The sequence below is a fragment of the Roseateles sp. FW305-36 genome, from assembly GCF_058787015.1.
Genome location: NZ_JBYSZK010000003.1, coordinates 19384 through 32791 on the forward strand (window position 1 = coordinate 19384; position 13408 = coordinate 32791).

Annotated in this window: 11 protein-coding genes; 2 read left to right on the plus strand and 9 right to left on the minus strand. The window is 67.2% G+C overall.

Going from position 1 to position 13408, the window contains the following annotated elements; all coding sequences use genetic code 11:
- Positions 1-4 precede the first annotated feature (4 nt).
- Positions 5-1012: a glycosyltransferase family 2 protein gene (locus AC3WOE_RS06780; protein WP_492689237.1), complete on the plus strand. Its 1008-nt coding sequence runs from the start codon at positions 5-7 to the stop codon at positions 1010-1012.
- Positions 1009-2628 carry a hypothetical protein gene (locus AC3WOE_RS06785; protein WP_492689239.1) on the plus strand — a complete coding sequence of 540 codons (1620 nt, stop codon included), beginning with the start codon at positions 1009-1011 and terminating at the stop codon, positions 2626-2628. The genes AC3WOE_RS06780 and AC3WOE_RS06785 overlap by 4 nt, the downstream gene beginning before the upstream one ends.
- Here the strand turns inward: AC3WOE_RS06785 and AC3WOE_RS06790 are convergent.
- The 9 genes from AC3WOE_RS06790 to AC3WOE_RS06830 are packed head-to-tail and all read right to left on the minus strand — an operon-like array spanning position 2614 to position 13408.
- The gene (locus AC3WOE_RS06790; protein ID WP_492689241.1) at positions 2614-3750 is read right to left on the minus strand and encodes a TIGR03088 family PEP-CTERM/XrtA system glycosyltransferase; all 1137 of its coding nucleotides are present in this window, start codon (positions 3748-3750) and stop codon (positions 2614-2616) included. The two genes, AC3WOE_RS06785 and AC3WOE_RS06790, sit on opposite strands and share 15 nt — an antisense overlap.
- Entirely contained in the window at positions 3750-5030 is a 1281-nt protein-coding gene (locus AC3WOE_RS06795; RefSeq protein ID WP_492689242.1) for a nucleotide sugar dehydrogenase, read from the minus strand. Before AC3WOE_RS06795 ends, AC3WOE_RS06790 begins: the two co-directional genes overlap by 1 nt.
- A gap of 43 nt (positions 5031-5073) precedes the next feature.
- Complete coding sequence (gene xrtA, locus AC3WOE_RS06800) at positions 5074-6633, minus strand: exosortase A (protein ID WP_492689243.1); 1560 nt, start codon at positions 6631-6633, stop codon at positions 5074-5076.
- On the minus strand, positions 6630-7823 hold the full coding sequence (locus tag AC3WOE_RS06805; RefSeq protein ID WP_492689244.1) for a TIGR03087 family PEP-CTERM/XrtA system glycosyltransferase: 1194 nt from the start codon (positions 7821-7823) through the stop codon (positions 6630-6632). The genes xrtA and AC3WOE_RS06805 overlap by 4 nt, the downstream gene beginning before the upstream one ends.
- Before the next feature lie 8 nt (positions 7824-7831).
- Complete coding sequence (locus tag AC3WOE_RS06810) at positions 7832-8881, minus strand: FemAB family XrtA/PEP-CTERM system-associated protein (RefSeq protein WP_492689246.1); 1050 nt, start codon at positions 8879-8881, stop codon at positions 7832-7834.
- Positions 8882-9766, minus strand: a complete 885-nt coding sequence (locus tag AC3WOE_RS06815; RefSeq protein ID WP_492689247.1) for an XrtA system polysaccharide deacetylase — start codon at positions 9764-9766, stop codon at positions 8882-8884.
- Positions 9767-9779: 13 nt separating this feature from the next.
- Positions 9780-10877: an XrtA/PEP-CTERM system-associated ATPase gene (locus AC3WOE_RS06820; RefSeq protein ID WP_492689248.1), complete on the minus strand. Its 1098-nt coding sequence runs from the start codon at positions 10875-10877 to the stop codon at positions 9780-9782.
- 4 nt (positions 10878-10881) lie between these two features.
- On the minus strand, positions 10882-12435 hold the full coding sequence (locus AC3WOE_RS06825) for a TIGR03016 family PEP-CTERM system-associated outer membrane protein (protein ID WP_492689249.1): 1554 nt from the start codon (positions 12433-12435) through the stop codon (positions 10882-10884).
- Complete coding sequence (locus AC3WOE_RS06830; RefSeq protein ID WP_492689251.1) at positions 12407-13408, minus strand: XrtA-associated tyrosine autokinase; 1002 nt, start codon at positions 13406-13408, stop codon at positions 12407-12409. The genes AC3WOE_RS06825 and AC3WOE_RS06830 overlap by 29 nt, the downstream gene beginning before the upstream one ends.

Genomic DNA, 13408 nt, shown 5'->3' on the forward strand with positions numbered 1-13408 from the left:
CGCCATGGAACTGATCGACCCCAACCAATTCCACCGTGCCAGCTGGGCCGGCGCCAACGCGCCGGTCGTCAACTTCGTGCTGCCCTGCTACAACGAGGAAGCCGTGCTGCGCGAGACGGCCAGCCGCCTCGGCGTGCTGCTGGGTGAGCTCAAGGCCGAGGGCCTGATCGCGCCGGCCAGCTCGGCCTACTACGTCGACGACGGCAGCCGCGACGGCACCTGGGCCCTCATCGAGACGCTGGCCCGCGAGCGCAACGACGCCTGCGGCATCAAGCTCAGCCGCAACCGCGGCCACCAGAACGCGCTGCTGTGCGGCCTGATGTCGATCGGCGGCGACGCGCTGATCAGCCTGGACGCCGACCTGCAGGACGACCTGGCCATCATCCCGGACATGATCCGCGCCTTCCGCAAGGGCGACGAGCTGGTCTATGCCGTGCGCCGCCGCCGCGACACCGACACCTTCTTCAAGCGCTTCACCGCCGAGGGCTATTACAAGGTGCTGGCGTGGATGGGCGTGGAGGTCGTCTTCAACCATGCCGACTACCGCCTGATGGGCCGCCGCCCGCTGGAGGCCTTGCGCCACTACGAAGAGACCCACCTCTTCCTGCGCGGCATGATCCCCCAGCTCGGCTACCGTAGCAGCGTCGTCGCCTTCGACCGCGCCGAGCGCTTTGCCGGCGAATCCAAATACCCGCTGTCCAAGATGCTGTCGCTGGCCTGGCGGGGCGTCACTTCCTTCTCTGCCGCGCCGCTGCGGGCCATCACCAGCCTGGGGGCCATGGTGTCCCTGATCAGCGTCGCCTTCGGCCTGTGGGCCCTCTTCATCCGCTTGTTCACCGAGGTGGCCCTGCCCGGCTGGGCGTCCACGGTGATCCCGATGTATCTGCTCGGCGGCATCCAGCTGCTGGGCCTGGGCGTCATCGGCGAATACCTGGCCAAGGTCTACGAGGCCAGCAAGCAGCGGCCGCGCTTCCACGTCGAGGCCATCACCGGTCACTGGGGGCAGCAGTGATCGCCAGGCTCGACCGGCCCCGGGCGGCTCATCTCGTCGCCGTCGGCATCGTCGTCGCGCTGGCCTATGCCTGGCTGTGCTCGGCCCTGAAGGTCGACGACGTCGAGCGCTACTGGTACGAACTGGGCGCCAACAGCTTCTTCTGGGACCTGGGCCACCTGTGGATGCAGCCGCTAGCCATGCTGCTGTACCGCGCCAGCGGCGGCGTGCTGGGCATCAACCACAGCCTCGAGGCCATCAACGTCGTCTCGGTGGCACTGGGCTGTGCGGTGTTCTTCGCCACGCTGCGAGAAGCCGGGCATTCGGCGCTGAAGAGCGCGGCCGCCGTCGCTTTCGTCGCGATCAGCTTCAACCTCGTCACGCTGGGACCCACGGCACACATCAAGCTGATGGTCTTCCCGCCGCTGGCGCTGGCGCTGCACCATGCACTGCGCTGGGAGCGGGCCGAAGCCGCGGGCGACTCCGGAACCCGCGACATGGTCTGGAGCGCGGTCTGGTCAGGCGTGGGCGTGAACCTGCTCGTCAGCGTGCTGCCGCAGGCGATGCTGCTGGCGCTGTTCATGCTCATCCGCAGCGCGCGCCGGCACGGCTTGCTCAAGGCCGTGCGCCACGTGCTGCCCTATGCGGTCACGCTGACCGTCGTCGGCTTCACGCTGTTGCTGGCCGCCTATATGACGGCACGCCAGACCGACACCACGCATGCCAGCGACCTCGTGAGCTTCACGATCGGCGGGCTCAAGGAGAAGCAAGAGTTGCAGACCTGGCTGGTCTCCTGGAAGGAGATGCCGCTGCGCTTCGCGTTCAGTCTCATCAACAACTTCGCCTTCCTGCCGTCGCTGGGCACGCTGGGCCGCGCCTGGATGTGGGGCTGGCTGCCAGACGTCAAGCCCGTGTTGCCGTCCCTGCTGGGCCAGGCAGCCCTGGCGGCACTGGTGGGTGGCCTGCTGCTGTCCACCTTCGTCATCGGTGCCCGCCAGGCGCTGCGCAAGGCCGAGCCGGGGCTGCTTTCGCCCTGGGCCTTCGTGCTGGGCGCCGCGGCCTTCTCGTACTACTACAACCTCAACGACCCCGAGCATTGGTTCCAGTTCACGATGCCCGTGGCGCTGCTGGCACTGCAACTGCGCCGGCGCTGGCTGGACGCACTGCTGCTGGGTGTGACGCTGCCGGTGCTGCTGGTGGTCAACATGGCAGGGTACGGCGTCCCCAAGGCCCGCTTTGCGCTGGCCGAGCGCCAGCAGGCCCTGCAGACGGCGCTTGGCCCGCAAGGCCTGTACGTCGGCTTCGCCGCCTACCCCGGCGAGCCCGACAGCAGCCTGTTCGACACGCCGGGCATCGAGCGCTTCAACATCGACCTTGTGCAGCTGAACGAGACCAAGGCCGACACTGCCGCCCTGCTGGCGCGGCTGGACGCGCATGTCGATGCAACGCTGGCGCGCGGCGGCCGCGTGCTGGTGTTCCGAGCCCTGGACGACGAGGACTGGCGAGGCCCGGTCATGCAGGTGGCGCAGGCAGGCCTGCCGCGCAACAAGCTGCGGGAGCACCTGGCGGCACGCTACGCGATCAGCGGGCCGGTGGATGCCGGCGGCTTCCCGGCGTTTGAACTACGCGCGCGCTGACGCGTACAGAGAGCCGTAGGCGGCGATCATGCCGTCCAGGCTGAACTGGGCCCGAGCACGGGCCAGCGACGCATCGGCCAGGCGCTGGCGCAGGGCCGGCTCGTTGACGAGACGGGCCAGCGCAGCAGCCAGCGCAGCGCTGTTCTGCGACGGCACGAGCAGGCCGTTGGCCTCGCTCTCCACCAGTTCCGGATTGCCGCCCACATCGGTCGCCACCGGCGCACAGCCACAGGCCATGGCCTCCAGCAGCGTGTTGCTGATGCCCTCGGCCTGGGAAGGCAGGGCAAAGATGTCGAAATGCGGCAGCAGGGCCGCCACGTCGCTGCGATCACCGGGCAGCCAGGCCTGGTCCGACGCGCCGGCCTGCTGAAGGCGTTCCACGGCCGCCGGCAGCAGTGGGCCGCCGCCGAGCATGGCCAGGCGCAGCCGCGGCCAGTCGGCCGGGCAGAGCTCGCGCAGGCGCAGGAAGGCGTCGACGAGGTTGAGCGGATCCTTGACGGCCTGCATGCGGCCCACCGCGCCGATGACGAGGTGCTCGCCACGGCGATAGGGCCAGGCCTCGGGCGCGGCGGTCGCAGGCGCAAAGCGCTGCGTGTCCACGCCATTGCAGATGCGCAGCACGCGCTCGCGCGCAAAACCGACCGGCCCGGTCAGATAGGCCTCGATGGCCTTGGACAGGGCCACGAAACGATGTGTGCCAAACCCGTAGACCCGGCGCAGCCGCTGGTTGGTGCGGCTGACGCCGCCGAGGTCGTTGGTGTCCCAGCCATGTTCGCTGTGCACGCGCAGCGGCACGCGGGCCGCCCAGGCCGGCAGCTGGAATTCCATGGCGCCGAGGTTGCGCGTGTGCACGACGGCCGGGCGCAGTTCGCGCAGCAGCTTGTAGACGCGCGGATAGAGCCAGAAGCCCTGCCCAGGCGGCTTGTTCAATGAGATGAACTGGGTGCCCGGTGCCTTCACGCGCTCCTTGAAGGCGGTGATCTCGGTGACCGCCACCACGGCATGCCGGAAGTCCGGCAGGTGGTTGATGACGTTGACGACGCCGTTCTCCAGCCCGCCGGTGTCGAAGCGGTGCAGCAGGTGCACGACCAGAGGCCGTGCATCGCCGCCGCTGGCAGACATCACAGACGCCAGAGACGGAAGCCCGCGTCCTGCAGCGCCTTGCTGTCGAAGGCCGCCTTCACGTCGATGAAGGCGCCGCCCTTGGTGAGTTTCTTGCCGATGTCCTCGACCGACAGCGCCGCATATTCGCGATGCGAGACGGCGGCGACGATGGCGTCGGCGCGGGGCAGCTCGTCGAAGGGCATCAGGCGCACGCCGTACTCGTGCATGGCCTCTTCGGCCTCAGCCTGGGCGTCGGTCACGAAGACCTCGACGCCATAGGTCTTGAGCTCGTTGATGATGTCGATGACCTTGGAGTTGCGCAGGTCGCCGCAGTTCTCCTTGAAGGTCAGGCCCAGCACGTTGACGCGCGCGCCCTTGATGTAGCTGCCGCTGGCGATCATCTGCTTGATGGTCTGCTCGGCGATGAACTTGCCCATGCCGTCGTTGATGCGGCGGCCGGCCAGGATGACCTGAGGGTGGTAGCCCAGCATGTCGGCCTTGTGGGTCAGGTAGTAGGGGTCCACGCCGATGCAGTGACCGCCGACAAGGCCCGGCTTGAACTTCAGGAAGTTCCACTTCGTGCCGGCGGCTTCCAGCACCTCGGTCGTGTCGATGCCGAGCTTGTCGAAGATGATGGACAGCTCGTTCATCAGCGCGATGTTGAGGTCGCGCTGGGTGTTCTCGATGACCTTGGCGGCCTCGGCGGCCTTGATGCTGGACGCGCGGTGCACGCCGGGGATGATGATCTTCTCGTAGACCTTGGCGACCGTTTCCAGCGTCTCGGGCGTGTCGCCGGAGACAATCTTCAGGATCTTGGTCAGCGTGTGTTCCTTGTCGCCCGGGTTGATGCGCTCGGGGCTGTAGCCGACGAAGAAGTCCTGCTTCCACTTCATGCCCGATTCGCGCTCCAGCACGGGGATGCAGACCTCCTCGGTGGCGCCGGGGTAGACGGTGCTCTCGTAGACGACGATGGCGCCCTTCTTCATGTGGCGGCCGACGCTGGTGGAGGAACCGATCAGCGGGCGGAAGTCGGGGATATGGGCCTCGTCCACGGGCGTGGGCACGGCGACGATGATGACGTCGGCCTCGGCCAGCATCTTGGGGTCGTCGGTATAGACGGCGAGCTTCGCGGCCTGGACTTCCTCGTCCGTCAACTCACGGCTCGGGTCCGTGCCACGCTGGCAGGCTTCGACCTTGTTCTTGGCGATGTCGAAGCCGATGGTGCGCATCTGCTTGCCAAATTCCACCACCAGGGGCAGGCCCACATAGCCGAGGCCGATGACTGCGAGCGTATTCATGGATAGGTTCTCGTTGCTGTAGTTTTCCGGAGGCGCGTGATTGTCACTGCTGACGGGCCGCATCGCGGTCGCGGACGCCCCGCAAAGCGGTGTCAATGGCGGCCCAATGCTGCTTGATGAAGTCTCGAAGGAGTGCATCGTCCTCACCGACGCGAGCCCTGTCGGCATAGATCAGCACAACGGCTGCATCGTCACCCTGCCCCGTCAACTTGCGCACTGCGCCGTACAGCTTGGCCTGCCAGTCGCTGACGAAGGGACGGCCATTGATCCAGTAGATCTGCCAGACGCGCAGCCGGGGCGCCAGATTGCCGCCGCCGCTGACCCGATCAAGCGCCTGCCCACGCAGCTCGCCAGTACGCCAAAGCTGACCGTCAACGCCACTGGTGCCCGCGGCGGTGCGTGACCATTCCTTGTCTTCCTCGTCGTTGACAAGATCGTTGACCGAGGTGATGAGCTGCCGGCCATATCGCTGGTCGCGGTAGTAGCCAACGTAGACACCGATGGCCGGGCCACCTGCCGCTGGCTCGAAGCGCCCGTGCAGCGTCTCCGCCGGGTTCTTGAAGTGCGGCTTCCAACTGCTCATCGGCTCCGCCACCCAGTTCATGCCGGGCAGGCTGGGCGCCGCGAGACTGGGCTGGCCATGGGCGCCGGCGCGATCGACCTGGACGCGCAGACCGGCCGGCAGCACCACGACAAGCAACGCGCCGAGCAGCACGGCCACATACAGATTGCGCGAACCGGTTGATCCGCCCTCGCCGGACGAGGCCAGCACCGGTTCCGGATCGGGATCCGCCCAGCGCGCGCCGATCATGAACATCGCCAGCATGATGATGCCGAAGAAGACCCAGCCGTAGATGATGTGATCCACGCCAACGGCGAGCTTGTTGCCGGACAGATGGCCCAGCATGACGATCATGTAGGCCCGCAACCAGTTGGCGATCAGCGGCGTCACGATGGCCACGCCGACAAAGGCCCAGCGCTTCTTGTTGGTGCGGTAGTTCAGGTAGGCGAACAGCGTCCCCACCATCAGCGAGGCCATCAGATAGCGGATGCCGCTGCAGGCCTGCACGACGGACCAGGAGCCGGTCGGGATGACGAACTGGGTGCCTTCACGGAACACCGGGATGCCGGTGGCGCGCAAGGCGACGACGGTGAAGTCGGCTGTGCGCTCGACCAGCAGGGGTGTCAGGAAGTCACCGAAGGGCACGGCGAAGAACAGGAAGCCCAGCGGGAAGGTGATGAGGCCCGCGGCCTGGGTTCCGATCAGCGCCGGCACCAGCACGACGCCCATGCCTACCAGCGCGAACTGCGTGGCCGCATTGGCTGCGGCCAGGTCACCCAGCACCCACAGCAAGCCGAGCGGCACCAGGGCCAACAGCCAGAGCGGCGCCGGCCGGGGCGTGATGGACGCCAGTTCGGCGCGGCGGCGCCAGACCAGCCAGGCCGAAATGGGCGGCACCACCCACGCGTGGGCGAAGGTCTCGGAGCGGTTCCAGATCTCGACCATGGCCGCGCCGGTGGCGAAATACAGAACGGCGAGCAGCCCCCAGGCCAGGACCAGGCCGAGAAGGGGGAGTCGCCAGGGTTTGGGCAGATGGATCAAGCAGCCTCCAGATGGCGGTCCAGGCCGGCCAGATGAGCGTCCCAGCTGTAGGCGCCCAGCACGAAATCGCGTGCAGTGCGGCCTGCGGCCTGGGCAGCGTCCGGGTCAGCCAGCAGCGCACCGAGGCGCTCGACGTAGTTGGATTCGGTCTCGGCGGGCTGCAGGCCGGCCTGCAGGTCGGCCGTGATGGCGCGCACGCAAGTGCCGGCCGCGACGACGGGTCGGGCCATGGCCATCGCCTCCAGCACCTTGTTCTGGATGCCGCGAGCCAGGCGCAGCGGCGCGACCACGGCGGCCGCATGCTGCAGATAGGGCCGCACATCGGGCACGGTGCCGGTCACGTTGATGGCTTCGCCCGCCAGGGCCTGCACGGCCGGCGCCGGGCTGCGGCCGACGATGTGAAAGCGCAGAGCCGGGAAGCGCTCACGCAGCGCAGGCAGGATGTCGCTCGCGAACCAGGTCACGGCGTCGACATTGGGCCAGTAGTCCATGGCGCCAGTGAACACCAGCGGCAGCTCGTCCTTCGTGAAAGGGCTGGCACGCGTGGGGTCCGGCGTGAAGAAGTCGGCATCGACGCCATTGCCCAGGGCCGCCAGGCGCATGTCGCACCCCGGGCTGAGCTCGCGGAACAGCGCCACTTCGTTGTCGGTGACGAAGAAGCTGCAAGCCGCGCCATCGGCCACGCGCTGCTCGAAACCCAGCAGCTTGGCGAACTCGCGGCGATACAGCCAGGACAGGGGCCAGGCATGCTCGGGCGCATAGTCGCGCCATTTGGCAGAGTCGACGTCGACGAAGTCCACCAAGGTCTTCACGCCCTTCAGGCCTGCCGTGTACTGGGCCATCACGCCGCTGAAGACGACGACGGCGTCGAAGCCCACGCGGGCTGCCGTCTCGTCCACCCAGGCCTGCAGGCCGGCGTCGCGGTAATAGGGCAGGCTCAAGGCCTCGCCGCTGAGCAGGCCGCGCAGGCTCAGCAGCTTGGCCGAGCGCGGGCTCAACCGGGCCGCGTGCATGCTCTTGCACAGCGCCTGCACGCGCGGCAGGTGCTGCTCGTCGTCGGGATCGTCCACGAAGGTGCCGAGATGGACCTCGTGCCGTGCCGCCAGATGCTTGAGCAAATGGTAGGAGCGCACCTTGTCGCCCTTGTTGGGCGGGTAGGGCAGGCGGTGGACGAGGTAGAGGATCTTCACGCGACGCCTCAGCCCAAGTTCTTGACGATGAAGGGCCCCAGCCAGTTCGCCACACCGATGGGCAGCTTGCGCCAGGCCTTGATCATCAGCTGGTACTTGGGGTTGTTCGGGTTGTTCTGGGGAATCGCGTCGCGCTTGAACAGCCGGTATTCGTAGCTCAGCGGCTGCGGCTCGAAACCCCAGTTCTTCTTGAAGGCATAGGGGCCGGTGCCCTGCTTGCTGCGGCCGTAGTCGAAGACCTTGAGACCGCGGGCACAGGCCCGGCGCATCAGCTCCCAGTACTTGAAGTCGTTGGCGGCAAGGTCGCGCGCGGCCTCGTCATCACCGGCGTAGTAGGGCATGCATTCGTCGCGGAAGTAGAAGGTCAGCACCGTGGACAGCGGCTTGCCGTCCGGGGCGGTGACTGTCAGCACCTCGGCGTCGGGGCCAAATTCATCCAGCAGCGCCTGGAAATACTTCTTGGGCATGGCCGGCGTGCCGTGTCGGTGCACGTTGTCGGCGTAGAGGTCGAAGAAGCGATCGACGTTGGCGTCGATCTCGGCCTTGAGCTCGTTCTTGATGCCCTTGCGCACCATGGCCCGCTGCTTGCGCGGGATGGCGAGCATGTTCGCCTCCTCGTCGGCCAGGATCTCCTTGCGGAAGGTCACGTAGAGGTCCTGGCGCGGCCAGTCGGCGTGGCGGGTGGGGCCCAGGTTGCGGTATTCCAGGTGTTCGGCGCCCTGCCCTCGCGCGATCTTCTCGGCCTCGGCCTCCAGCGCCGCGGCGGCCTCATCGTTCAGCGCGGCGACACCGCCGTAGACACCGAACGGCAGGCTGGAGACCGAGTGGCCGAACAAGCGGCTCTTGACCTCGGCCAAGGGCAGCACGCCCTCGATGACGCCGTCACGCTCGGCGTAGAGGAAGAAGCCCTTGTGGCCGAACACGCCCTCGATGATGCGCAGCCAGCCGCTGCGATGGAAGAAGGTGGCCTGTGGGTGGGCCAGCACGAACTCGTCCCAACGCGCGGACAAGGCTTTGTCTTGCGCGGCCAGGCGCGCAATGCGAACGGGGCCCGGCATTCAGGCGCTCAGCGGTTCGGCGCGCGGGCGCACGTCCCGGCCGAGGAAGATCTCGTCCATCCGGCCCCAGCGGAAATCTTCCAGCAGGCGCGCGATGCGGTCATGGGTGCGCGGGATGTTGACATAGTGGCGGAAGCGCGTCTTGGCGTCGATGCCGGGGACGCGAGGCTGCTCGCTGTCGATCTCCCAGGGATGGAAGTAGAAGACCGCCGGCTCGCCATCGATCTCGTTGACGCGGCGGATCATCCAGCGCGACAGCGCATAGGGCAGCAGGCGGAAGTAGCCGCCACCGCTGCTCGGCAGGTTCTTCGAGCCCATGCGCAGCGTCGTCACCGGGATCTCGAGCAGGCCCTCGCGCACCGGGTAGGCGAAGCGCGGCGAGTCGGGCATGCCGTAGTGGTCGTGGGCGATGGGGTAGACGCTGCTGGAATAGCGGTAGCCCGCATCGCGCAGCACGTCGAAGGCCCAGAGGTTGCCCTTGCCGATGGAGAAGCTGGGCGCGCGGTAGCCGACGACGGGTACGCCACCCAGGTCTTCCAGCATCTGCTTGGCGCGGCTGATGTCGTCCAGGAAGGCGGTGGGGCTCAGGTCGCTGGCGCGCTCGTGGCCATAGCCATGGCTGGCCAGCTCATGGCCGCCGGCGACGATGGCCTTGACGACCTGCGGATAGCGCTCGGCAATCCAGCCCAGCGTGAAGAAGGTGGCCTTGACCTGCTTCTCGGCCAGCAGGGCCAGGATGCGCTCGATGTTGCGCTCGACGCGGCACTCCAGGCCGTTCCAGTCCTCGCGGCGGATGTAGGGCGCGAAGGCGGAAACCTGGAAATAGTCCTCCACGTCAATGCTCATCGCATTGCGCAGGGCCGGGGTCTTGGTAGGCATCAGCATGGCAAACCTTCTGTCAATGCTGTTTGACGGCGTCCACCAGCTTCTGCAGCAGCGCCAGCGTCTGCAGATTGATGCGCTCCAGGCGCATCATGCTCCGCTCCAGGCGTTGCAGGCGGTCGGTGTGGTGGTCGGCGCTCAACGCCGCGATCTCGGTGGACAGGCCATCGACCTCGGCCGGGCTCAGCTTCAGCTTGCTCACGTCGAGCGCGCCAGGCGCGCTGTCGAGGGCGGCTGGTCGGCTGTCGGGCAGCTTGGCTGGCACGCTGTCCAGGGGGCTGGCGTCGCTGTGGCGCGGTGTCTCGCTTTCCTGGGCGATGTCGCGCAGCACTTCCTTCACGTCGGCCAGCGTCAGATGGCTGCGCCCCTGCATGAAACCCAGCAGCAGCAGGCGGTCGCAGAGCCGGTTGATGCGGCGCGGAATGCCGTTGCTGGCCTTGTGGATGGCCGGGAAGGCGTCGTGGTCGAAGGTGGGCTTGCCGGTGGAGCCCGCGCACTTCAGGCGGTGCTCCATGTAGCGCTGGGTCTCGTCCTCGTCCAGCGGGCCGATGTGGCAGGTCGCCGCGACGCGCTGGCGGAACTGCTCCATCTCGGGCTTCTGCAGGATGCCGCGGAACTCGGGCTGGCCGACCAGGAAGGTCTGCAGCAGCGACTGGTTGGCGAACTGGAAGTTGGACAGCATGCGCAGTTCTTCCACCGCACGCGGCGTCAGGTTCTGCGCCTCGTCGACGATCAGCAGGCAGCGCTTGCCCTGGGTGACCTGGTTGACGAAGAAGGCCTCCAGCGTCATCAGCAGCTCGGACTTGGGCGCATCCTTGACGCGCACGCCAAAGGCCGCGCCCACCATGCGCAGCGTGTCCTCGGCGTCGAGCTGGGTCGTCACGACATTGCCGATGACGACATTGCTGCGGTTCAGGCTGTCCAGCAGGCCGCGCAGCAGCGTCGTCTTGCCGGCGCCGATCTCGCCGGTGATGACGATGAAGCCGTCATTGCGCAGCACGCCATAGTCCAGGTAGGCCTTGGCCCGGCGATGCTGCTTGCTGCCGTAGTAGAAGTTCGGGTCCGGGCTGAGCTGGAAAGGCTTGCTGCTCAGGCCGTAAAAGGCTTCGTACATCGCTTCAGAACTGTTGGGTCAGATTGGCGTAGGCCGCATTCTCGGAATACGGCGTGACACCTTCAAAGCTGCTGTGGCGCGCCCCAAGCTGCACGCTCAGGCGCATGCCCAGGCGGGTGTTCCAGTTCAGCATCAGGCTGGTCAGCTGCGCGCGCGGGTTGTTCGCGGTGGCAACGGTCTCCTGGCGCGAAGCCGTCAGCGAAATGCCCGACACCGGCGAGAGCTGATAGCTGCCGGACAGCGAATAGGAGCGCTGCTCGATGCGCGGGTTGTTGGCCAGATCACCCTGGTTCAGGTTGTCGCCCAGGCGCGTGGTGACGGACCGGCTGGCGGTTGCAGTCACGTTGCTGCGCACGCCCTGCAGCGCAAAGCTCAGCATCTGGTTGCGCAATTCGCTCGGCCCGCTGGACAGGAAGCCCAGGGCGGCCTGGGCGTCGGGCGACATCCCCTGCGACAGCAGATAGGCGCGCACCAGCGTGTCGCGCTTGACAGGATCGGGCTCCAGCGACGCGAACAGCAGGAAGTAGAGGTCGTAGTTCGTCCGCGCGCCACCCGCCGCACCGGTATTGCCGAGCGTCACGGCGCGCGAGTCCGACAGGCGCCAGACCGAATTGCGCATGCGGTGCTCGAAGCTCAGGCCATGGCTGTCGCCATAGGAATGCTTCTGCCAGTTGCCGTTGACGCGGGTCCGCGGCGTGGGCGTCCAGTCCGCCGTCACGCCGCCGGTGAAGCCACTCTGCTCACTGCCGCTGCCGCTGAGGTAGTCGTTGCGCTCCTGGCCCGCATTGACGCTGAAGACCAGGTCGGGATTGGGCCGGTAGTTCAGCCCGGCAGTCAGGGAACTGTTGCGGTTGGCCAGCGCGATCTTGGGCCGTAGCTGCTGGGTATTGGCCTGCAGATACCAGCTCAGCAGACCGGCATTGAGCTGGGCCACGCGCAGGGAACCGCCACTGCCATGGCTGTCTCCCAGCGCGCTGCCGCGCACCTCGGTCATGGAGAAGTTGCCCCGCAGGTCAACGCTGGCCAGGCCGCCGAGCTGGCCATGCAGCAGCGGCGAGACGGTCAGGGTCCCGGTCTCGTGGCGATTCGGGTTGTCCAGCGCCGACACCGACCCCTGCGAGCCCAGCGTGGGTGCCGACTGCGCGCCAAAGGCCGACTGGTTCTGCTGGCCGATGCTGGCCTGGGCGTCGACAAAGAAGGTGCGCGGGACGATCTCGGCCTGGGCGTTGGCGGTCAGCGCGTTCTGCACCTGTGACCCGTAGGTGGTCTTCAGATACGTGATGCCATTGAGCGAATAGTCCAGACTGCCGCGCAGCGTGCCGGTGTTGCGGATGATGCTGATGCCGGGCGACACCGTGGTGATCAGTGCAGCATCCTTCTCGCGATCGTTCAGCCGCAGGTTGTCGGTCCAGGTCTGCGAGAAACCGATGCGCGGCTGGATGGGAGAGGGAGGCGCACCGCCTCCTTCGCCCTGCTGGGCTTGGGCCGCCAGCGCACAGAGCGCAAGGGCCAGGGGCAGATGGCGCGGCTCAGGTCTGAGCCGAGTCATTGCTGCCATAACCGTAGCCGTAGCCGTAGCCGTATCCGTAGCCGTATCCGTAGCCATACCCACCGGCTGCGTTCGGGCTGGCCTGGTTGAGCAGCATCATCTTCACCGGGCAGTTCTCGATCGCGGCCAAGGCCTGCTGGACGGCGCTCTGGGCGGTCTTTTCGGCATGGACGACGATGATGATCTGGCCCATGTGGGAGGCCAGCACGCGCGACTCGGTCGTCAACAGCAGCGGCGGCGAATCGAAAATGATGATGCGGTCCGGATAGCGCTTGGCCATGTCGTCGAGCAGATGACTCATGGCGTCGCTGGCCAGCAGTTCCGTCGCGCGCGGATGCGGCGTGCCGCTCGGCAGGATGGTCAGCTTCTCGACGTTGGTGCGCAGCAGCACCTCGGACATGTCGACGCGCTCTTCCAGCACGTCCAACAGGCCCGGGCCCTGCGGCAGGCCCAGCATGCGCAGCACGGAGGGGCGCGCCACGTCGGCATCGACCAGCATGACCGTGTTGTCCAGCTCCGCCGCAATGCTGAGGGCGAGATTGATGGACGTGAAGCTCTTGCCCTCGCCTGCCAGGGCGCTGGTCACCATCATCAGGTTGGCATGATTGATGGTGGCCGCACCCTTGCCCATCGCGTTCTTGATCAGGGGGCGCTTGATGACGCGGTACTGGTCGCCGGTCTGGGAACGCGGCGTATGCGGCATCAGGAAGCCCTGGGCCGCCAGGGCCACGACGTCGAGCTCCACCTTCTTGGACGACGGATGATGGCCATCGTCCTGGATCGAGATGCCGACATGGGGCCGAGATGAGGCGGGATCTGCCGGCGCGGGCTGGGCCGCCGTGGCGACGGGCGCCACTGGCTGCGCGGCGACGGGCGGCCGATCCGCTGCCGGCTGCGCGGCCTGTTCGTCGCCGGGCAGCACCACGCCGGCCTGGCGCAGTTGCTCGAGCCGCTGGGCGGCTTGTTCAATCAAGCTCGTCAT

Coding starts and splice junctions, on each gene's coding strand:
- AC3WOE_RS06780 (WP_492689237.1), top strand. CDS start 5: ATGGAACTGATCGACCCCAACCAATTCCACCGTGCCAGCTGGGCCGGC.
- AC3WOE_RS06790 (WP_492689241.1), bottom strand. CDS start 3,750: ATGTCTGCCAGCGGCGGCGATGCACGGCCTCTGGTCGTGCACCTGCTG.
- AC3WOE_RS06795 (WP_492689242.1), bottom strand. CDS start 5,030: ATGAATACGCTCGCAGTCATCGGCCTCGGCTATGTGGGCCTGCCCCTG.
- AC3WOE_RS06810 (WP_492689246.1), bottom strand. CDS start 8,881: ATGCCGGGCCCCGTTCGCATTGCGCGCCTGGCCGCGCAAGACAAAGCC.
- AC3WOE_RS06815 (WP_492689247.1), bottom strand. CDS start 9,766: ATGCTGATGCCTACCAAGACCCCGGCCCTGCGCAATGCGATGAGCATT.
- AC3WOE_RS06820 (WP_492689248.1), bottom strand. CDS start 10,877: ATGTACGAAGCCTTTTACGGCCTGAGCAGCAAGCCTTTCCAGCTCAGC.
- AC3WOE_RS06825 (WP_492689249.1), bottom strand. CDS start 12,435: ATGGCAGCAATGACTCGGCTCAGACCTGAGCCGCGCCATCTGCCCCTG.
- AC3WOE_RS06830 (WP_492689251.1), bottom strand. CDS start 13,408: ATGACGAGCTTGATTGAACAAGCCGCCCAGCGGCTCGAGCAACTGCGC.